This is a genomic window from Lentisphaera marina, from assembly GCF_028745505.1.
Lineage (GTDB): Bacteria > Verrucomicrobiota > Lentisphaeria > Lentisphaerales > Lentisphaeraceae > Lentisphaera > Lentisphaera marina.
In genome coordinates this window covers 926,608-948,147 of sequence record NZ_JAQZZL010000002.1, presented here as the reverse complement: position 1 = coordinate 948,147, position 21,540 = coordinate 926,608, and the positions used below count along the sequence as shown (strand labels likewise).

Annotated in this window: 14 protein-coding genes and 1 tRNA gene; 7 read left to right on the top strand and 8 right to left on the bottom strand. The window is 40.2% G+C overall.

What is annotated here, in order from left to right:
• Positions 1 to 85 precede the first annotated feature (85 nt).
• From thrS to PQO01_RS14865, 6 genes are all read left to right on the top strand, one after another.
• Entirely contained in the window at positions 86 to 1,891 is a 1,806-nt protein-coding gene (gene thrS / locus PQO01_RS14890; RefSeq protein ID WP_274314877.1) for a threonine--tRNA ligase, read from the top strand.
• 160 nt (positions 1,892 to 2,051) lie between these two features.
• Positions 2,052 to 3,797, top strand: coding sequence for an AMP-dependent synthetase/ligase (locus PQO01_RS14885; protein ID WP_274314876.1), 1,746 nt, complete (start codon positions 2,052 to 2,054; stop codon positions 3,795 to 3,797).
• 11 nt (positions 3,798 to 3,808) lie between these two features.
• Positions 3,809 to 6,097: a 3-hydroxyacyl-CoA dehydrogenase/enoyl-CoA hydratase family protein gene (locus PQO01_RS14880; protein ID WP_274314875.1), complete on the top strand. Its 2,289-nt coding sequence runs from the start codon at positions 3,809 to 3,811 to the stop codon at positions 6,095 to 6,097.
• Between the two features lie 10 nt (positions 6,098 to 6,107).
• Complete coding sequence (locus tag PQO01_RS14875) at positions 6,108 to 7,289, top strand: thiolase family protein (RefSeq protein ID WP_274314874.1); 1,182 nt, start codon at positions 6,108 to 6,110, stop codon at positions 7,287 to 7,289.
• Positions 7,290 to 7,340: 51 nt separating this feature from the next.
• Complete coding sequence (locus PQO01_RS14870) at positions 7,341 to 9,767, top strand: acyl-CoA dehydrogenase (RefSeq protein WP_274314873.1); 2,427 nt, start codon at positions 7,341 to 7,343, stop codon at positions 9,765 to 9,767.
• 134 nt (positions 9,768 to 9,901) lie between these two features.
• Positions 9,902 to 9,983 (top strand) — tRNA-Leu (locus PQO01_RS14865).
• 153 nt (positions 9,984 to 10,136) lie between these two features.
• Here the strand turns inward: PQO01_RS14865 and PQO01_RS14860 are convergent.
• From PQO01_RS14860 to PQO01_RS14830, 7 genes are all read right to left on the bottom strand, one after another.
• Entirely contained in the window at positions 10,137 to 10,766 is a 630-nt protein-coding gene (locus PQO01_RS14860) for a 3-keto-disaccharide hydrolase (RefSeq protein WP_274314872.1), read from the bottom strand.
• A 50-nt stretch (positions 10,767 to 10,816) separates the two neighbouring features.
• The gene (locus PQO01_RS14855; protein ID WP_274314871.1) at positions 10,817 to 12,631 is read right to left on the bottom strand and encodes a DUF7133 domain-containing protein; all 1,815 of its coding nucleotides are present in this window, start codon (positions 12,629 to 12,631) and stop codon (positions 10,817 to 10,819) included.
• Positions 12,631 to 13,152: a hypothetical protein gene (locus PQO01_RS14850; protein WP_274314870.1), complete on the bottom strand. Its 522-nt coding sequence runs from the start codon at positions 13,150 to 13,152 to the stop codon at positions 12,631 to 12,633. The genes PQO01_RS14855 and PQO01_RS14850 overlap by 1 nt, the downstream gene beginning before the upstream one ends.
• A gap of 64 nt (positions 13,153 to 13,216) precedes the next feature.
• The gene (locus PQO01_RS14845) at positions 13,217 to 13,924 is read right to left on the bottom strand and encodes a type II secretion system protein (protein ID WP_274314869.1); all 708 of its coding nucleotides are present in this window, start codon (positions 13,922 to 13,924) and stop codon (positions 13,217 to 13,219) included.
• A gap of 585 nt (positions 13,925 to 14,509) precedes the next feature.
• Positions 14,510 to 15,232, bottom strand: coding sequence for a prepilin-type N-terminal cleavage/methylation domain-containing protein (locus tag PQO01_RS14840; protein WP_274314868.1), 723 nt, complete (start codon positions 15,230 to 15,232; stop codon positions 14,510 to 14,512).
• A gap of 96 nt (positions 15,233 to 15,328) precedes the next feature.
• Complete coding sequence (locus PQO01_RS14835) at positions 15,329 to 15,985, bottom strand: 3-keto-disaccharide hydrolase (RefSeq protein WP_274314867.1); 657 nt, start codon at positions 15,983 to 15,985, stop codon at positions 15,329 to 15,331.
• Positions 15,986 to 16,022: 37 nt separating this feature from the next.
• On the bottom strand, positions 16,023 to 19,061 hold the full coding sequence (locus tag PQO01_RS14830; protein ID WP_274314866.1) for a hypothetical protein: 3,039 nt from the start codon (positions 19,059 to 19,061) through the stop codon (positions 16,023 to 16,025).
• A 178-nt stretch (positions 19,062 to 19,239) separates the two neighbouring features.
• Here PQO01_RS14830 and PQO01_RS14825 point away from each other — a divergent pair, with 178 nt between their 5' ends.
• Positions 19,240 to 19,845, top strand: a complete 606-nt coding sequence (locus tag PQO01_RS14825; RefSeq protein ID WP_274314865.1) for an RNA polymerase sigma factor — start codon at positions 19,240 to 19,242, stop codon at positions 19,843 to 19,845.
• Positions 19,846 to 19,933: 88 nt separating this feature from the next.
• Here the strand turns inward: PQO01_RS14825 and PQO01_RS14820 are convergent, their stop codons facing one another.
• A complete protein-coding gene (locus tag PQO01_RS14820; protein ID WP_274314864.1) occupies positions 19,934 to 20,725 on the bottom strand; it encodes a type II secretion system protein in 792 nt (263 codons plus the stop codon).
• Positions 20,726 to 21,540 lie beyond the last annotated feature (815 nt).

Genomic DNA, 21,540 nt, shown 5'->3' with positions numbered 1-21,540 from the left:
ATATTTTTTCTACTTGCCCCTAATGCATATAGGCATTAATATGAGCAAATTTTTTTTAATCTAAAGCTTTCTGGAAATATTACTCATGGATGAAAATTCAAATCTCTATAAAATCCGTCACTCAATGGCACATGTGCTGGCTCAAGCAGTACAAGAAGTGTACCCAAAAGTAAAACTTGGTTTCGGTCCTCCCATCGACACTGGCTTTTATTACGATTTTGATTTTAGCGAAGAAGAATTCGCAGAGAATAAGCTCAAAGAAATCGAAAAACGCATGAAAAAAATCATCGGTCGCAAACAGGAATTTCTCTACAGCGAAACTGATGTCGATGGTGCTGTCGCCAAACTTGAAGAACTCGGCGAGGGCGAATACAAAATCGAAAACGTTCGCAATCTTCACTCACGTGGCGTAGAAAAATTTTCTTTCTACCAAAACGGTGATTTCGCTGACCTCTGTGAAGGCCCTCACGTTCCAGATACTGGTGCACTTCCCGCAAAAGCTTTTAAACTAGACCGCGTTGCTGGCGCTTACTGGCTCGGTAGTGAAAAAAACAAACAACTCACACGCATTTATGCCCTTTGTTTTGAAACACCAGAAGAACTTCAAGGCTTTTTAGAAAGACGTCGTATTGCCGAGCAATTTGACCATAAGAAGCTGGGTAAAGAACTCGACATCTATCACATCGACGACATGGTTGGCAAAGGCCTCCCACTTTGGCTACCTAATGGCACTGTCATTCGTGACGAAGTAGAAAAATACGCCAATGAGATGGAATTCCGTTATGGCTACAAGCGTGTTTCCACACCTCATATCGCCAAAGAAGAACTCTACCTAACTTCTGGCCACTTGCCACATTACGCAGACTCCATGTTCCCTCCTATGGAAGTCAAAGAACACGACCATGATGAGTGTACAGAAAAGTTCTACCTCAAAGCAATGAACTGCCCTCATCACCATTTAATTTTTAAGAGCCGCCCTCACTCATACCGTGACCTTCCTTTGCGTTTAGCTGAATATGGTACTTGTTACCGCTATGAGCAATCAGGTGAACTCTCTGGTCTACTACGTGTACGATGCATGACGATGAATGACGCTCACATCTACATTAGCTTAGATCAATTCGAGTCTGAATTCCGTAGAACCATGGAAATGTATAAAGAGTTTTACGATACCTTCAAATTAACTCAATACAGTTTCCGACTTTCTGTTCGCGATGATTCAGAAAAATTTGTCGGTGATCCTGCTCTATGGGCTAAAGCAGAAGCTCTACTCGCAAAAGTAATGGATGAAATGGAAATTCCTTATTACATAGGCGAAGGCGAAGCCGCTTTCTACGGCCCAAAAATTGACATCCAATTCAAGAACCTCATGGGTCGTGAAGAAACTGTATCTACTATCCAAGTTGACTTCCAATCTGGCGATAAGTTTGATTTAAAATACGTTGATGCTGATGGGAACGATCAAATCCCAGTCATCATGCACCGTGCGCCTTTATCAACTCACGAGCGCTTCATTTCTTTCTTACTCGAATACTACGGTGGTGCCTTCCCAACTTGGTGTGCTCCAGTGCAAGTTTGCATGCTCCCAGTCCAGGATTCTTGCTTAGAATTCACCAATGCACTTGCAGATGAACTCACCCAAGATTTCTTTAGAGTCGAAGTAGATAACAGCAACAATACCTTCAACAAAAAGATTCGTACCAATACAAAACGTAAGATTCCTATCTTACTTATTATTGGTGAGCAAGAAGTTGCAGACCAAACTGTCACAGTAAGACGCTATGGCTCACGCGATCAAGTCACTATTTCACGTGATGAATTTGTCGCGACCTTTAAAGCAGAAGTAAAAGAAAGAAAAATGTTACGCGAGCCCATGGGTTCCATCATTTAAAACTTCCTTATTCTTGACTCAAGCCACTTTGATAAATCAAAGTGGCTTTTTTTTGTTAATCAAATAGCTATTTAATTTTCATTGCCTAAAAATTTGTTTTTTGATTTCTGCCGAATTATGTTTTTTATAGAGAGTCAATACTTTAAAAAAGGCATTAGTTATGAAGACTGCACAAGAATATATAGACACTTCTGTATCTACAGTTTCACAACTCTTGGAATTAGGCATTAAAAACTCCCCTAACGATACTTTACTTTCCGACTGGAATGGTAAATCATGGGATACCTTAACTTATCAAGAGTTTTACAATACAGCTCATGAAATCGCGTGTTCGCTACAAAGTCTAAACCTTGAACCACAAGCAAAAATTGCTTTATTCCTCAATAACAATTCTAACTTCTGCCTATACGATATAGCTATATCTTTGGCTGGCTTTGTATCTGTTCCACTTCATTTAACTTTTAACGATTCTTCAATTTCTTATGTCTTAGAACATAGTGACGCCTGTCTTTGCGTTGTAAATAACAGAGAACAATACCATCGTCTAAATGCTTTAAACTCTAATATACAATACCTAACTACAGATGCTGGCGAAGAAATAAGCGATGTTCTTCACGGCCCGAATTTAATAGAAAATTCACAAAAGGTAGAACTTCCTACATGCACCGGAGAATCTCCCTTAACAATTATCTACACATCGGGAACGACAGGCCAACCAAAAGGTGTCTTACTCGAACACAAAAATCTAATCCAACTCAACTCGATTATTGTCTCAGATCTTTCTAATTGCATCAAAAAACACGATAAAGAAATAAGCTTCCTTCCCCTAAGTCATATTTTTGCGAAGTCAGCAATTTATCGCTGGCTCTGGCATGGAACTAGCGTTTACTTTACTAACCCCGATCAAATCATGATGCATATTGCCATGGTTAAACCGCAGACTTTCTCTACAGTCCCACATCTTTTGGAGAAAATATACTTACACATTGCCAATGGTGCAGAAAACAACCCACAAGTTGACACGGACATATACAACAAAGCTTTTGAGTTTGCTCACGTTTATGACAAAAATAACCCTGAGCACCAAGTCATGCATCAAGCCTTCTCGCCCATATATCAAGCATGGCAAAATATTTTTGGTGGAGAACTCACTTTTATCTGTAGCGGTGGCGCTCATTTACGAACAGAACTCTGTCGCTTTTTAAATAATGTCGGCATTCCTATATTGGAAGGCTACGGTATGACTGAAGCTCCTGTTATTTCCGTAAATCCCTACATATCCCCCAAGCCTGGCACCGCGGGAAAAGCTTTCAGTCAAACGAAAATCAAAATCGCCAGAGATGGAGAAATCCTTGTCAGCGGACCTCAGATAATGGAAACTTATTATAAAGATCCAAACGCCACTTCCGAAGTGCTCAAAGAAGGATGGTTACATACTGGGGATATTGGTTATCTCGATGACGATGGCTACCTATTTATTACTGATCGCAAGAAAAATATCTTTAAGATGTCGACAGGTAAATTTGTCATCCCTACCCCTTTGGAAACAGCGCTTAAAGCAGACCCCTTCATTGCTCATGCTTTAGTCATTGGTGAAGACAAACGCTTTTGTTCAGCTCTTATTTTCCCTGAAATCACCCTGCTACCTCGCTTCGCTAAAAAACTCAAGCTCGATACGCTAGATGTTCATGCCATATGTAAAAGCCCTCAACTCAACGCCTATTTCCAGTGTCGAATTGACCAAGCTAATGAACAACTCCCCAAATGGTCTCAAATCAAAAAGTTTAAGATCATTCATGAAGAGCTCAGCCCCCTCAATGGTTTACTTACTGCGACCCTAAAAGTTAAAAGAAAAGCTGTCAAAATAAATTACGATCACATCATTCAAGAAATCTATCAAAAATAAGGAATCACTCTATGAGTAAAATTAAACACATAGCCGTACTAGGTGCGGGTGTTATGGGATCTCAAATTGCTGCGCACTTCGCAAACTGTGGTTTCTCTGTCGCCCTCTTAGATTTAACGAGTGCAGGAAATAGACCTTCTGCAATTAGTGAAAATGCCGTGAAAAAATTATTAAAGATCTCACCTTCACCACTTTTCTCTCCCCAAATCATTGAGAATATTTTCCCTGGCAATTTTGACGATCATCTACAACATCTCAATGAAGCCGATTTGATTATTGAAGCCGTAATTGAAGACTTAAGCATCAAGCAAAACTTATGGGCGCAAATATGCAAATACGCTAAACCCGAAGCCATCTTAGCTACCAACACTAGCGGTTTACCCTTAAAGGATATTGCTCGTGAATTCTCCAATAAATCACTCAATCGTTTTCTTGGCGTACACTTCTTCAATCCACCGCGTTATCAAAAACTCCTCGAATTAATTCCTGGACCAAAAACTCAAAAGGGACTTCTTGAAGAATTTGCGGAGTTCGCACGCTTACATTTAGGCAAAGGCATTGTCATCGCTAAAGACACGCCCAACTTTATAGGAAACCGCATTGGTTGCTATGCCATGCAAAAATCTATGATTCCCCTATTTGAAGATGGTTTCACTATTGAAGAAATAGATCTTCTCACTGGCCCATTGATGGGTAGACCTAAATCTGCGACTTTTAGAACCCTAGACCTCATTGGTGTAGACACCATACTATATGTTACCAGCAATCTTCATAGTGCCATTAAAAATGATGAATGCAGAAATGAATTCATGATGCCTACCGAGATCAAAAAAATGGTAAAACAAGGACAATTAGGAGCTAAAACTAAAAAGGGCTTTTACTCAAAAATCGGTGGAGAAATACGCTCTATAAATTTTGAAGATTACTCCTATCAGAGCCCTAAAGAATTTAACTTAGATAATATTAAGCTTTACAAAAAGATCCCCAACTTAGCAAAACGATTAGTAGCTCTTTACGATGACTCAGGTCGAGTCGGCGAATTCTATCGCAAATTCATCTTGGCATTACTTTCTTACTCCGCTCGACGCATTCCAGAAATCTGCCACAACCATCAAGATATTGATAAGGCCATGAAATGGGGTTGGGCTTGGGAAATGGGACCTTTTGAAATCTGGCAAGCCATTGGCTTCAAGAAAATATTAGACGATTTAAAAAGTTTATCTTATCCCATCCCCGAATGGATCAATCGCATCAACCCCGATGTGGGTTTCACAAGTTCAAAATCACCCTTTGTTGATCAATTCACCATAAAAGAAAAGCGCATGCGCCTCATCAAGGACTATAAAGATGCGCGTTTACTCAAGTGGAAACAAGGCATATGTCTTTTTGAATTCACTGGCAAAGCTAACACCATAAGTTCTCGAGTTCTCGATGGAATTATCGACGCGGTTAAACTAGTAGAAGATAACAACGACTTTAAAGGCATACTTATTGCTAATGATTCTAGCATGTTCTCTGCAGGAGCTAATTTAGCCGAAATGGCAGGGCATGTTCAAAATCGCGACTTTGCCCCCATCAATGATGTAGTCAACAAATTCCAGCAGATGAGTCAAGTGGTTCATTATTCATCAAAGCCCGTTATCCCCGTGGTCCAAGGACGTGCCCTGGGTGGTGCTTGCGAAATCATTATGGCCGCTCCACATGCGGTTCTTGCTCAAGAATCTTATATGGGCTTGGTAGAACTCGGTGTGGGACTCATCCCTGCAGGGGGTGGTACTATGCGTATGGCTAAGCTAGCAGCCCAAATGGCTGGCGAACAAAAAGCTTTTCTAGTCGAACCCTTCTTGCGACAAAATTGGTTGACAATTGCGATGGCAAAAGTTAGTGCCTCCGCGCTCGATGCTCAAAGCAAGCATTACTTGAATCCCAATGCCACCCTCGTCACTAATTCCGAAAGGCGACTACATGTAGCTGCTCAGGTCTTATTACAATTGAGTGAACTTCCCTACCGAGCACCACAAGCCAATCGCTTCCTAGCACTTGGTACCAATGCTTCTAGCACTTTCAAAGCGGGGGCATACAACATGCTACAAAGTAAGTTTATAAGCGAATACGATTATTTCCTCGCCTGTAAACTGGCTCATGTCATTTGTGGTGGTGACCTGACGCGAGCCTCCATGGTCGACGAACAGTATATCCTTGATTTAGAACGAGAAGTTTTCCTCTCCCTCTTAGGGGAGCCAAAAACCCTTGCTCGTATCGAAAGTATTTTAAAATTTAACCGCCCACTGCGAAACTAAGGAGCCTCTAATGAATAATGTTTACATAGCCAGCTCAGTTAGAACCCCCGTGGGAAAAGCTAACCGTGGAAGTCTTGCCCACATCCCCCCTGTTGATTACGCAACTGCAGTATTCAAAGGCGCCGTCGAAAAAGTCAATAACCTTGAACTAGAAGATATCGAGGATGTCATCCTTGGCTCAGCCACCCCTGAAGCCGAACAAGGTATGAATATGGCGATGCAAGTTGGGCAAGCTGCGGGGCTTGGAAACAAAATCACTGGTGTTACCATTAACCGCTTTTGTGCTTCAGGCTTACAATCCATTGCCATGGCGCATCAAGCCATTAGTTGCGGTCATGCCGACATCTTAGCTGCCGGTGGTTGTGAATCCATGAGTCTGCTAACTTTAGGTGGCAATAATTTTGTCGCGAACCCCAAGCTCAATGATATTTTCCCCGATGCTTACCTCAACATGGGAAACACTGCAGAGGCTGTGGCCAGCCAATACAAAGTATCGCGAACTAGCATGGATAAATTCTCTTTGCGTTCCCACGAAAAAGCACTAAATGCTATAGAGAAAGGCTACTTTAAAAATGAAATTATCCCCCTTGATCTAGAAGTGAATCAGTTCCAAAATGGCAAGTTACTTAATCGTAAATTTCGCTTTGCAGTAGATGAAGGACCACGAGCAGGCTCGAGCCTTGAAAGCTTAGCAAAACTTCCCGCCGTTTTTAGGGCTGGTGGATCCGTCACTGCTGCGAGTTCTTCTCAAATGTCAGATGGTGCCGCTTTTTCAATCTTGTTAAACGAAGACACATTGCAAGAAAGAGAATTGACTCCTCAAGCTCGACTTGTGGGTTTTGCTGTTGCTCCTGTAGCTGCTCGTCTTATGGGAATGGGTCCCGTAGCGGCCATACCAAAAGTCCTCAAACAAACGGGCTTGGACTTGAAGGACATTGAACTCATTGAGCTCAATGAAGCCTTTGCGTCACAATCCATTGCAGTTATTAATGAACTTGGTTTAAATCCTGATATCATCAATGTCAATGGTGGCGCTATAGCTTTGGGTCATCCCCTCGGCTGTACAGGTGCAAAACTTACTGCCACCTTACTTCACGAAATGGAACGCCGCTCACTTCGCTATGGCATGGTCACCATGTGTGTCGGAGGCGGTATGGGAGCCGCAGGTATCTTTGAGAATTTAAAACGATGAAACAAGGCCTACAAACAATACTTATTCAATAAATTAACTAGGGAGAATACAATGAATTACTTAGCCAATACCCCGCTCTATATATCAATCCCCATTTTTGTGATTGTTCTTTTAGTCTTGGCATATAAGAATCTCCCGGGCTTTATGTGGGCAATAGCTACGGCTATTTTTGTAGCAGGTTATTCCCTTTCTATTAGCCCATTAATAATCGTACTTGCGATCTTCGCAATTTTTATCATTCCAGCTATTCGCTGTGCTTTAATCTCCAAACCCATAATGAGCTTTTTGGGCAAAATCGGTTTACTTCCCGCTATTTCCCAAACCGAACGAGAAGCCATTGATGCTGGCACTGTTTGGGTAGAAAAAGAGTTCTTCTCTGGCAAGCCTGACTTCAAGCGTATCCTTGCTCAATCATACCCCTCATTAACTGCAGAAGAACAAGCCTTCATGGATGGCCCCGTTGAAGAACTCTGTAAAATGGTTAGCGACTATGATGTAGCTTGCCGTGGCGATCTCACTCCAGAAACTTGGGATTTCATTAAGAAATCGGGTTTCCTTTCGATGATTATTCCTAAAGAATATGGTGGACTCGCCTTCTCGGGCCTCGCCGTTAGTTCAGTCTGCTCTAAATTAGCTTCTCATTGCGGTCCCTTGAGTATCACCGTTATGGTTCCCAACTCTTTAGGACCTGGTGAATTACTTTCACATTTTGGTACTCAAGAACAAAAGGATTACTACTTACCTCGACTCGCTGACGGGCGCGAGATCCCCTGCTTTGGCCTCACTGAACCCATGGCGGGCTCAGATGCGGGATCCATTTCTTCTCATGCTGAAGTGTTCAAAAAAGAAGATGGTGAACTCTATCTTAGGTTCAATTTCAAAAAGCGCTATATCACCCTAGCTGCAGTCTCCACTGTCATTGGCCTAGCTTTCAAGTTGCGTGACCCGCAAAATCTACTTGGCAAAGAAAAAGAACTGGGCATCACCTGTGCTCTTATCCCCAGTGATGCTCCCGGCATTCGCTTGGGTCGTCGTCATGATCCCCTAGGCTCCTCATTTTTCAATTGTCCTATCAATGGCGAAAATGTTGAACTACCTTTAGAAAAGCATGTCATTGGCGGGCTTAGTGGTGTGGGCATTGGTTGGCGCATGCTCATGAACTGTCTTTCAGCCGGCCGTGCTGTTACCCTACCAGCAACATCTACTGGCACCAGTAAAATGTGTAACCGTGCAGTTGGCGCTTATGCAAAAGTTCGTAAACAATTTGGCATGTCAATTGGTCAGTTCGAAGGCATACAAGAAGCCATGTGCGAAGTTGGTGGCTACAACTATATGCTTGAAGCAGCCCGTATTTATACCTGCGGTGGCGTCGATAGCGGAGAGAAGCCTTCAGTCGTTTCTGCTTTAGCCAAATATCATTTCACTGAAACAGTGCGTAAATCTATTAATCACTCCATGGATATTAGTGGTGGTTCGGGGATTTCTCGAGGACCAAAAAATATTTTTGCTAATGCTTATACATCCACACCTATTGCGATTACAGTAGAAGGAGCCAATATTTTAACTCGTACGATGATTATCTTTGGTCAAGGACTCATTCGTTGTCATCCAACAGCTATGGATGAAGTCAATGCCATTGAAAATGGTGATGCGCAAGCCTTCGACAAAGCACTTTGGTCGCATATTTCATTTGTCGTTTCTAATGTCACTCGAGCAAAACTACTCACCCTTACACGTGGCTGGCTTAGCCCCGTCCCCTCTGGTCCCTTCAGTAAATACTTACGTCGAATTAACTGGGCATCTTCGCTCTTTGCGGTCTTCGCAGATATGGCCATGGGTTCTTATGGAGGTAACCTCAAACGCGCCGAACGTATAACCGGTCGTTTTGGTGATATGCTCTCCTGGATGTACTTCGCTTGTACCGTCATCAAACGTTATGAACACGAGGGCTGTAAAAAAGAAGATTTAGCACATGCCACTTGGGCCCTCGATCGTTGTATGGAGAATATGACTACTGCTTTTGATGGAATATTACAAAACATCGAAATCCCCCTGCTTAGTCCCATCCTCAAATACATTCATCGTCCCTTCTTTCGCCTTAATAGCTTTGGATCAGGCCCAGATGATAGAACCGGACAAAAAATTGCTTTGGCAATGATGACTCCCGGAGAACAGCGCGATCGTTTTTCATATGGCATGTACATTCCTAGCCTAGAGCGACCTGGTCTCGGAAAGCTCGAAGAAGCCTTTATCGATTTATGTAAATCCGATTCTCTCTTTGCAAAGATAAAAAAATCGGGAATCAAATCTAAACATCCAACATCAATGATTAAAGAAGGCCTTGCCAATAGCTCTATTTCCACTGAGGAAGCTCATTTCCTTGAAGAAACCATAGAGAAATGTGAAGCTGCTATTCAAGTCGACGAATTTGAATTAGCTGATTATGTAGGAACGCGTCACCCAACTGCATTAACTTAAATATCATTCACTGAATCACTTACTAAGATCATCTGCTACAACAAGCTCTTTTAAGTAAAAAATTATAGACTTTTGTATCAAAACCCAACTTGAAAGCCCCATGAAAATATGTATTGTCCTAGCTCAGTTCACTTGCCGAAGTGGCGGAATTGGCAGACGCAGGGGATTCAAAATCCCCCGCCCTCGGGCGTGTGGGTTCAAGTCCCACCTTCGGTACTAAGCTAAGCTTCAGTAACTTACACGAGTTACTGAGGCTTTTTGTTTATCCGCTAAACAGAGTTATGCACCCTGCTCTTATATCCAACACTAAAGAACAAAGTCCTTTAACAAAAAAAGTCCGCTACTAAGCCTGTCGTATTGGCCTATTCCTTAATTAAGCTCTTTCAAAGAGAGTTTTCTGTACCAAACGGGCTGGCCGTGGTATTGAACGCCAATACGACCATTATGAGGTAAATCCTTGAGAGCGGTTTTAAATTTATTTTTCGTACCATCTGGGTTTTTCTTTGCTGTGTCCCAGTCATTGATATTTAGATTCTGAACCTGGACTCCATTGAGTACTACCTTAATTTTTGGCCCTTTACAGGTTAAAACCATAGTATTCCATTCGCCATCGGGCTTAACCGCGATTTCGGAAGGTTCTTTAGCATCGTACAAAGAGCCCACAACATGCTTACCACTGTAGAGTCCTGGTGATGCCACCTGTATTTCAAAACCTTCCTGTACTGGGTTGTTTATATTTGTTCTAAAAAAGATCCCACTATTGCATTCTTCAGAAGTTTTGAACTCGACAGTGAGCTCGAAATCTGAGAAACTCTTTTTAGTCCAGATGATGTAGCCTGGTTTTTCCGATGGATAAAGTAAGCCGTCTTTTAATATCCATTTACTATTCATTTCAAGCTCGTCAGTACTTAATAAATTAATGGCTTCATTCTTGCCAAATGATGATAAGGATAGAAAGCTCAGTGCAATTAAAAATTGTATTTTAAGAAGTTTTTTCATATTAGGTTCCAAATATTTAAGATTGTAAAATAAAGTTTTTGTTGTGATTATTATTTTGCCAATGACTCCATGTAATCAATGACATCACTTAGTTGTTTTTTGCTCATATTCGGTGCCAAAGTCGGCATGATCGGCTGGTAGCCTTTAGCTACTTCTTCTGCTGGCTTAGTAATTGAGCGACGAAGGTAAGCGCGATCCGCGTGGACTTTTTGTTCCTGGCCATTTTTAATGACCGTTCTCATGCTTTTAGCCAAGCCTTTAAAAGTCGGCCCCACCAATTTAGACCCATCGAGACTATGACAAGACATGCAGAGTGCACGATAGACTTCTGCACCAGGGTGCTCGTTATTAGACGTGACAACATTTGAGATGAGCTGGACATGAGATGGTACCGATTTGGCAATCATCACTTTATTTTGAGGTATTTTATTGAGTGTGTAGTAAGCATCACCAGTAAAGATTTTGGCTCCAGATTTCGATGTAAAATTGTTCGCTAAACGCAAGTTAATGACATGCTTTTCTTTCATTCCAGCGATTTCAACAAAGACCTTCTTGAGATCTTGACTTGGTGTTACCGAAAGCACCTGTAATTGCTGTGCATCAATTTTGGGGCCTCCGTAATTACGAGTCGGTTTATAAGTCCACTGATTAATACGATAGAGGCTTTTAGTCCAGGCAATATTTTCTGCTATTGGTTCAGTGAATTCGATTTCGATTCCATTGCTCTTTGCGCGAATCGCAAGCATCTCGAAAATCGGTTTTTGATAGAGTTTTACACGCATTATACCATCATGCTTTAGACCATCTGTAGCCCAATTCCCCCCCATACCACAACCGCCTAAATATAAGTTATTATCTTTATCAAAAATCGTTCTATTAATTGACGATCTCAAGTTCTGAGTAAAACGAAAGGCTGCTGATTGATATTCACCATCAATTTTTTCAAAGAAAATTCTTTTTAGACCACCATGGTGAATGTCACCTATGAGTAGCTGATCCTTATAAATCCCATGGGGAACAAAAGAACCTTGAGTTGGTGAGTTAGCTATTTCATTTTGCTGCAACCAGGCGGCGGGTTGTGTGACTTCTTTATCCGCAAAGGCGTGTTTCGGCGAGTAAGTATGATTATAAAAAGCACCTTCTTTAATATGCATTATTTTATTTGCGGGTAAATAATCACCCTGATTATCTGCTACAAACATATCTCCTGCAGCGTTGCTCATTAAGCCATTTGGGGTGCGCAAACCAGCAAGAACAACTCGGTAATCTCCACTTTTTGGATCAACCTCGATAATTGTCCCACGATCATTTGTCTGCGGATTAGTCGTAACCCCACCAGGGTTGACTGCCACAGCTAGAGCAATATAAAATTTACCGTCTTTATAAAGTGGTCCAAAAGAAAATTCATGAAAGTTTGTAGTAACGTCCCATTTATTTGATATACAGACATACTCATCTGCCACACCATCTTTGTCGGTATCATCCAAGCGCGTCAATTCACTTTTTTGTAGAACATAAACTTGATCATCGACTACTTTTATCCCTAGAGCTTCATGTAAGCCCTCTGCATACTTAATGTATTTGTGCTCTTCTTGTGGTGCGAGAGGATTCTCTAGAATATAAACCCTTCCCTTGGCATCCCATAGAGAAATGGCTAAACGACCATCGGAAAAGAAATCAAATCCACTGACGCGAAATTTCGAAATATTTGGGCTAACATCTTGGTAATCAATGCTTGGATTAATACTGAGTAATTTTTCACCAAAGCCAGGAGAGCGATCAAATACATGGCTAGTGGCATTAACGGGATCTGCCATAATACCTGGTATTAGACTAAAGAGGCTTAATAAGATAGTTTTGTACATTATTTAACCTCCAAAGTAATGGAACCATTTTGGCTCACTTCAAATTTATTCAAGTTGATTTTCTCTCCCTTTTGGAGACCTGAGATAAGAAAATTACGGTGAAATCTCCCTTGCTTGAACTCGGGACTTTCGATAATTTTAATACTTGAAGCATCTGACCTAAGTATTTTACATGTCAGGGTTTTTCTCACTGGTGAATAAGAGACATATTGAGCTTCTTTCGCGCCTAGAGACCACACATCCTGAGTCTTACTTTCCACAATTATTTCACCATGTGAAATGGGTTGAGGACCATGTCCCCCCGAATTATACACGGCACCTACAAATTCAACACCAGGCTTTTTATCAGATGCCTGCCAATACTTCCAAAAGCTCCCCTTATGAGTGTCGTAGGCGATAAAATCCTTGCTAAACTGAAAAACTAGAATTCTTGCCCGTAAATCTAAATTACAGCGAAAAGCTCCTTCTTGAGCATAGACTTGGCTACTGATAGCCATGATCAAAAGTAGTAAATACTTCATAATTTCCTTTTAAGTTTTATTATAATGTTTGTGATTAATTTATTAGTAAATATGATGAGATAAATCAATAGCCCATAGCCGCTTCCATATACATTTTTTTAGCAGCTCTATCCGTCAATCCATAAGGTAAAAAGTATTTAATGACACTGCCATCAGTGACTAAGAGATTATAATTACCGGTGTTATCATGGAATTTGGAATCCCCTGCAAGTCCTCCTGATTGAGTAAATGCATCATAAACAAAGGGTTTGCGTGTTTTTTCCGACCATAATGTGTGATTATTGGGGTCGGCATGAAAACCTAAAGCATAGACTTGATCCAATGTTACTGGGTATCCAATATTGCGGGACATAAAACCCTGGTAGGATCTGTCTTTAAAATTCCATTTATTAGCAAGATAGTAATCCGAACTTTGATCTATTTCAGTGGCCGGACAGGCATAAACAGCTGACTCTCTTGGCCCTAAGTAGGGTTCTAAAAAGGGCGCGCCATCAGAGTGGATATTCACATTGGACCATTCATTTGGACTAGTATTTACATTGTATACGCTTAAGGTCATCCAATCAGGGCCCTGATCATTTGTAAAAACCATATTGTCATTGTCATCGGCAAAGAGTACTTGAGCCGTGTAAACTTGCTTCAAATTACTTTTGCAGACAGCAATTCTCGAAGTCATGCGTGCCTTGGAAAGGCTGGGCAGTAATAACGAACCCAAAATTCCGATAATGGCCACTACAACCAATAGTTCAATCAATGTGAATTTCTGTTTCATCTTTACCTCGTTAATAAAGTTTATTATTCTAATACTAAAAATATAAGAGGCACATGTTTAATCAGCGTAACAAATGACTAGAAAATTTTTGATTAAAAGTTAGGTGTTTTTACACGGACATCTGTGAAATTATTTAACTTGGCTGAGTTTATCATTGATAAGCATCGCCTTATCTTTAACGAAGAACTGAACTTCCAGTCAAGGGTTATTCCCTTCATTAATGTTGATAATTTTAATTTCATTATCACCATCGCTTGCCTGGCATGAATTATTTCTGATGGGAAGCTCTTTTAGTTTATTCCAGTTCAGGTCGTAAACACCTACAAATTCAACACCAGGCTTTTTATCAGATGCCTGCCAATACTTCCAAAAGCTCCCCTTATGAGTGTCGTAAGCGATAAAATCCTTACTAAACTGAAATACTAGAATCTTGCCGGTAAATCTAAATTACAGCAAAAAGCTCCTTCTTGAGCATAGACTTGGCTACTGATAGCCATGATCAAAAGTAGGAAATACTTCATGATTTCCTTTTAAGTTTTATGATAATGTTTGTGATTAATTTATTAGTATATATGATGAGCTAAATCAATAGCCCATAGCCGCTTCCATATACATTTTTTTAGCAGCTGTATCCGCCAAGCTATAAGGTAGATAGTATTTAACGACACTGCCATCAGTGACCAAGAGATTATAATTTCCGGTGTTATTATGGAATTTGGAATCTCCTGCAAGCCCTCCTGATTGAGAAAATGCATCAATAACAAAGGGCTTTCGCGTTTTTTCAGCCCATAGCCTTGTGTGTATACTAGCACTATCAAAACCTAAAGCATAGACTTGATCCCATTTAACTGGGTATCCACTATTCCTATCCATAAACCCCTCGTAGGACCTATCTTTAAAACCCCATTTATTAGTGGGATAGTAATCTGAAGTTTTATCTATTTCAGTAGCCGGGCAAGCATAAACCGCGGAATCACTTGGTCCTAAATAGGGTACTAAAAAAGGCGATCCATCTGAATGAATAAACTGTCCAGCGTATTTATTTTTAGGGAAACCATCAGAATCAAAATTTTTATTAAACTTCGTTAAAGTCATCCATTCAGGACCCTTGTTATTTGTAAAAACCATACCGTCATTGTCATCGGCAAAGAGTACTTGAGCCGTGTAAACTTGCTTCAAATTACTTTTGCAGACAGCAATTCTCGAAGTCATGCGTGCCTTGGAAAGGCTGGGCAGTAATAACGAACCCAAAATTCCGATAATGGCCACTACAACCAATAGTTCAATCAATGTGAATTTCTGTTTCATCTTTACCTAGTTAATAAAGTTTATTATTCTAATACTAAAAATATAAGAGGCGCATGTTTAATCAGCGTAACAATTAAACTATAAAAATTATAGGAATTATAATTCGCGAATTTTTATATTGCGGAACCAAACCTGATCGCCGTGATCCTGCAAACAAATAAATCCTTGCTTATTTTCTGAAAAACCGGGATACTTTTTGAACTTTGACCCCGCAATCAAGGCCTTCCATTCCGCACTCTCCACATCAAAATCGGCAGTCTTGACTCCATTTAGAAAAAACTGGTAATGACTGCCCTTTACAATGATATGCGCATCATTCCATTCCATTGCCTTATTAACGGCTCCCTCAGGAGCTGCAATTAAATCATAGCAGGACCCTGCTTTAGTCAATGGATTTTTTGCATTGGGATGTTTCTCATCATCGAGAATTTGCATTTCTACCCCCGACATCCAAGGGTATTTATCTCCTTCACTGGATCTTAGGAAAATCCCACTATTGCCACGCTCAGAAATCTTCCACTGTAATTTTAGTTCAAAGTCTTTAAAGGGCTGATTATAGACAATGTGCTTACCTCCCTTTTCTGTTAAGTGTATAGCACCATCTTCCACGATCCATTTTTCATTAATTTCCTGACTGTTATAATTTCTCCAGCCTTGTAAATCCTGGCCATTTAAGAGGCTCTGCCATTCATTATTTTGATTTGAGACACAGCCGGTCAATAGAACTATTAAACTGATTAAAATATACTTCATTTTTATTCCTATATGTACTAAAATATTGTTGAAAAAATTATTTGACTTGAGTGAGTTTCTCATTGATAAGCATCGCCTTATCTTTAACGAAGAACTGAACTTCTAGCCAGGGGTTATTGCCTTCATTATTATTGATGATCTTAATTTCATTATCACCATTGCTTGCCTGGTATGAATTGTTTTTGATGGGAAGCTCTTTTAGTTTGTTCCAGTTCAGATCGTAAACACTTACGGAATCACCTCCCTGATACCAGAGGTAATGTCCTGATTCAACTTCACCAAGAATAGTCATTTTTCCTTCACCAACCTGAATGACAGCATCTTTTAAAACTGACTCTTTCTCAGGTAAAAAACGCATATCTTCAATAAGTACAGATGTCTTAGATTTTGCTTCTACCTTATTAAAACCAATTGCAATGCTGGTAATGCTGTTTCCGCGCCAGCGTTTATAAGCATTTGTAAAAAACCAGCGGGCATCTACCCATGAAGCCTGTGGCGAAGGAATCTCGATATAGCGTTTACCTTTAAAATCTAAATGGACAATATAGTCTCTGGAGCCTTGTCCTTTGGTTCGAATCACTAAAATAGATCCACTGCCATCTCCATGCACAATCAGACCTAAGCCCCCTGCTTTGGTAATATCACTCTTTACAGGGTACCAGGAAAGGGAATCGTTTTTACTATTCACTTGATTGAGCGGTGTATCCGAATCATTAGCGCAAGAAATGCGAAGGCCATTGGCCTCTTCAGCAAAAGTCACAGGCCCCTTAATTCGTATTTTGTTTTTGGGGTTTTTCTCCATGGGGTCTGGCATAATACGATAAGTAATTTTTGTATTATTATCATTATTAACTTTTTGCTCTTCAATCACTACACCAGATGCTCCCTGAAATTTATCCAGCATATCATTAAATTTTTTATCTTGTTCACTCTCACCTTTTGACTGATTACGAGCAAAATCAACATTTCTTTTAAAGTCAGGCATAACGCGAATTATGAACTCCGGGCTCTGATTTTCATAGGGATTCGCCACCTTCATGCTTTGACCGGGACGTAGGTACTGATAGGGATATATCGTGCCATGCTCCTGATGATAAGTCCATCCACGATCGTTCTCTCCCTTCATCATTCTAAAAGGAACCACACTTAAAAAGCTACCCTCACCCTCGAAGCGAAAGAGTTCATCGATCAAAGAATAACGCGCTTCCCAAGGATTCTTATACCAGGAATTAAAGATACGCTCTCTAATGTGCGCAGGTAATTGGGAACCGTATTTACTCCATTGCTTAAAAACCTTGGCGTAGTGATCTATAAGGCCATGTTGATTAATAATTTCTGTTGTCACGTCGTGAAAACCCGCTTGCGCTGATACAGCGAGCTGACGCCCCGCTGCTGCATTGGCTGGAATTGCCCAAACATAGGCATAGGGACTACTCGCCGACCAATGACTTTGGTGTAAGCCTAGCTTCATATCCACAGCGTATGGAATGCCTTTTGGTCTTGTAGCTCTCCATGGATCTTCAGCCATTTTTACTGAGTTAAACATTCCTTCAATAAAGCCCCAAGTGAGTCCTGGTCCCGAGGTACTGCCATGCATGGGCGTTTTAATATGCTTATAGACTTCACCCATGAATTTGGTGTCGCCGTAATTGTACATCATTTCGTGAACCTCAAGTGCATCAAAATTGACAATACCTGCATTTATATCGTTATGAAATTCACCAAAATTCTTTGCCATTTCTTTCATTAACTTAGAGTCAGGGTCTGGTGCAAAAGCAATGCCATAAATTCTGTAGAGCCCACGAGCGGGAACATCAGCTTGATGATGAGTAGCAAGGGAATTGCCAAAACCACGCTTGCAGCCTTTCAAAGTCCAGGTCTTGTCACCATTATCTACAAATGATTTAAAAGTGATGAGCTCATTGCCTATTTGAATACATTTGCGACCAAAAATATTGTCCCAGCGATAGTTAGAATCAAATTCTGTTCTCTGCTCATTAGTTTCAGCCACTATGATTTCAGTGGCCTGTGAATTAATGTCTGCAGCAAGTTTGCCCTTCCACCAAGTCGCCAGTTGTGCATGGGGAATTTCGCCAAGGTACTCAGGGTGCTTTCCACCTAATGCATAACTTATACTTCTAAGAGTGAGCTGCATATCTTTATTTTTGAGCAATTGACCAAATGCCTCCATATCTTTGCGACCACCTGGAAAGATATCATGATTGACCTCAAGATTATCACGATCACTTGCCCAATAACGCCCTCCCCAGGAATTTAAATGCATATAAAGTTTTGAAATACCAAATTTATTTGCCAGCTGAGAAATTTCTTTCAAATCTTCCGGCTTACGAGGACCGATGATCATTTCACTTGTATGCTTTTTGCAAACTAATTTTATATAATCAGCAATCCACTGCTTGGCACGTTCCACAGTCCATTCGCCTTCAACTTTTGGGTGGGGCATATTTTCATTGGCCCACACTTTGTAAAGTACTTCATCTTCTTCGAGTCCTTCTTTTGACGCCCACAGAGCGATACTGCCAAGCGGCAAGTCATCAGAGCGCTGCAACACACCAAAAAACTTTGGATCATCCTTAAAACGACTGCTTTTTTTAGTGACGCTATCCAGTGGCATCCAAGTGGTATGTGCCAGTTTTCTCATGGTCAATACTGTGGCATTTTCCTTATCAAGATTTTTCATTGATATGAGCTTGAGAATGAAGTAATCACCCTTGTCAATTGTCTTAAAAGTAAAACTTGGTAATTCTCCAGCTGCGGGAGATAGAGTAATTTCTCCTTGATTGTATGAAGCATGCTTCAGTTCTACTGTCCGTCTTTTTCCATCTTTGAGGCCATAGACATGTTCAAGCAAGGTCACACTAAATAAAGGGCCTAGCTTATTGTATTGATTTAAGTTTTCACCATGAGACTGGACTTTTCTAAGTTTGCCATTTGAATCTATACTTATACTCAGTTGATCATTGCCAAAGTCAAAATTACTTAAACCCGAATTTAAATGTACGTCCGCAAAGAGAGTCAGACTTACAAAGACCGTGAGAAAAATTTTATAAACCATTTTTTACCTTTAATTTAATTAAGTTATTTGCTAAATTAAGAGGAAAGTGTTTAATAGCGTAACAGATGAACAAGTAATAATTCAAGCTTTCCATATAATCACTTAATAAAAAAGCCTCTTTTGAATTATAAAGCCTAGGCAAATTTGTATTTAAAAAATAAATGATATCTATTAGAGTATGAAAGATCAGTACAAAACACGCTTCACCCTCATACAGCGTATTCAGACAAAAGATCGTGATGACGCAACTTGGGAAGACTTTGTAGATTCCTACGAAAATTATATTTATGTGATTATTAAAAACTTTAAATTGAATCCATCTCTCTGCCAAGACCTATTGCAAAATGTCCTGCTTCAATTATGGAAGGATCTCCCCAAGTTTGAATACCGGCCAAATAAATGCCGCTTCCGCACCTGGTTGAGTGTTGTTACTAAAAATGTCGTTAGAACTTATCTAAAATCCAAAGCCGGTCGAAATGAAAAACAAAATATTGAATACTCGAGCGCCCTGCACTCCGTCGATAATATAAGTGATTCCGAAATAGAAGAAATCGCCGAAAAAGAGTGGAAGGTTTTTATTTTAGAGAAAGCCCTCGATAATTTAAGATCATCGATCTCAGAAAGAATCATGATAGTACTACAGGATTCTTTCAACAATACCCCAACAAAAACTACCGCAGAAAAGCTTGGTACGAAGGAAGCTTCCATAAGAGTCTACAGGCAGCGCGGTACGAATGCACTCAAAAAAGAAGTGCTCAGGCTCAATACTGAACTGGATATGTAATCACTCCGTTTATCAGCTCTCATTGTAAGCACAATTCAAAGACCTAATGTGCTCCTATCTAAGTGCATTATAAATTAAGAAATAAATCCTACCACCACCATTGGCCCCAGTTAGATACAGGGTTGACGTGACTGCCACTATGGTTATTATCGGGAATAAAGGGATAGGATTTAAAGCTTTTCCAACGACCACTGCCATCTAAATAGACCTGATTAGCACCCTCAGGCCATCCATTTTTTTTGTGACTAGTCGGTCCAAACTCAACATCTGCACCATTATGCTGTGCCGCTTGGTACATAATTTGACTAGACACTACAAGCTTTTCTGTAGGCCGATCATCACTTATTGTCTTGGGGAGATCTTCCCAGTTTTGCAAATATCCAGCTTCTACTTGCTGTCCATTACCGAGGTAAAACTTAACGGCTCTTATATCACCCTTTGATGAACCATGATCGGGATTGGTATGCCAATCCGTTTCAGGCCATGGAAAATCTGCACTCGAGCAATTAAAAATTTCAAATGCTCCAACATCCTCAAATTTGACGACTCCATTATCAAGATCATCTACAGAAGGCACTCCACTCATGTAGGGCATAAACATATCAGAGCGCCATAAATGAGGCTTTAATCCATTCGATGCCTCACTCCTGCCGTCCAAGGGTAGAACTCCATTATTATCATCTGCATAGAAAAAGGCCATCATAGCTAATTGGCGGTTATCCGATAAACAACTGGCTCTTCTCGCTTTTTCTCTGGCATGACTCAAACTTGGCAACAAGAGAGATGCCAAAATGCCGATTATGGCTATAACAACCAAAACCTCTATTAAGGTGAATTTTTGCTTTGATAAACTTCCTCGACTCTCTAAAATAACTCTCATTGCCAACGCCTCAAATAGATTTATAACTAATTCTGCAACAGGATATTATTAGAAATATATACTATTTTAAAAACCATAACCTTAACGATCCTCTCAATAAGTAGCATTATATGAACAAAAGAGAGGAGATCCGTATTTTGTCCTTACTAAATCAACTATTCCTTACACGTAAACCAACTATCATAGATGACTTGATGAATATCTGAGTCTTTTGCCAAAGCCTCATACATTTAATATCTCCACAGCTAAACAAGAGGAGTTAATAGCTATGACGTAACAAAAAGGAACTTTTCTTTTCAGAAATAATGATTCTCAGTCATTCCCCAGAACAAAAATATGGATCTAAAAAACATAAATCAAAAAAGATGAGCTACCTATCCCCAATGCTATTAAGTTTCTATAAACGTGGGACTCAACATAAAATGTTTAAAGTTTTTTTGAAGGGGAAGTTTGAGGGGGGAAACCTTTTTATTCACAAAAAGTGTCCCTCGCAAAGCTTACGCTATCGAGCTTGATTAAAGTATACTTTCAGCATTAACTACTAGCACTTTTTCTATATTATTGCCGAATGACTAGGGCTTACGGAACGTGATGTTTTTATCTAATTATCAAAGCGTCAAGAAATTAATTTTGAGTTTTTATGCAAGAGAATAAATAAGCTTTATGGAATTATAGTGCATGACCTATCCCTATAAATCGTTTTTTGAAAGAATAATTACGCCTACGGCTCGTAGTTTTTTATACAACTTCGCCTTGTCACAAATCATTCTTCCTTAAAAACGCAATTATTCAGCAAGCCCTAACTAAATAACTGT

Coding starts and splice junctions, on each gene's coding strand:
- thrS (WP_274314877.1), top strand. CDS start 86: ATGGATGAAAATTCAAATCTCTATAAAATCCGTCACTCAATGGCACAT.
- PQO01_RS14885 (WP_274314876.1), top strand. CDS start 2,052: ATGAAGACTGCACAAGAATATATAGACACTTCTGTATCTACAGTTTCA.
- PQO01_RS14880 (WP_274314875.1), top strand. CDS start 3,809: ATGAGTAAAATTAAACACATAGCCGTACTAGGTGCGGGTGTTATGGGA.
- PQO01_RS14875 (WP_274314874.1), top strand. CDS start 6,108: ATGAATAATGTTTACATAGCCAGCTCAGTTAGAACCCCCGTGGGAAAA.
- PQO01_RS14870 (WP_274314873.1), top strand. CDS start 7,341: ATGAATTACTTAGCCAATACCCCGCTCTATATATCAATCCCCATTTTT.
- PQO01_RS14860 (WP_274314872.1), bottom strand. CDS start 10,766: ATGAAAAAACTTCTTAAAATACAATTTTTAATTGCACTGAGCTTTCTA.
- PQO01_RS14855 (WP_274314871.1), bottom strand. CDS start 12,631: ATGTACAAAACTATCTTATTAAGCCTCTTTAGTCTAATACCAGGTATT.
- PQO01_RS14850 (WP_274314870.1), bottom strand. CDS start 13,152: ATGAAGTATTTACTACTTTTGATCATGGCTATCAGTAGCCAAGTCTAT.
- PQO01_RS14845 (WP_274314869.1), bottom strand. CDS start 13,924: ATGAAACAGAAATTCACATTGATTGAACTATTGGTTGTAGTGGCCATT.
- PQO01_RS14840 (WP_274314868.1), bottom strand. CDS start 15,232: ATGAAACAGAAATTCACATTGATTGAACTATTGGTTGTAGTGGCCATT.
- PQO01_RS14835 (WP_274314867.1), bottom strand. CDS start 15,985: ATGAAGTATATTTTAATCAGTTTAATAGTTCTATTGACCGGCTGTGTC.
- PQO01_RS14830 (WP_274314866.1), bottom strand. CDS start 19,061: ATGGTTTATAAAATTTTTCTCACGGTCTTTGTAAGTCTGACTCTCTTT.
- PQO01_RS14825 (WP_274314865.1), top strand. CDS start 19,240: ATGAAAGATCAGTACAAAACACGCTTCACCCTCATACAGCGTATTCAG.
- PQO01_RS14820 (WP_274314864.1), bottom strand. CDS start 20,725: ATGAGAGTTATTTTAGAGAGTCGAGGAAGTTTATCAAAGCAAAAATTC.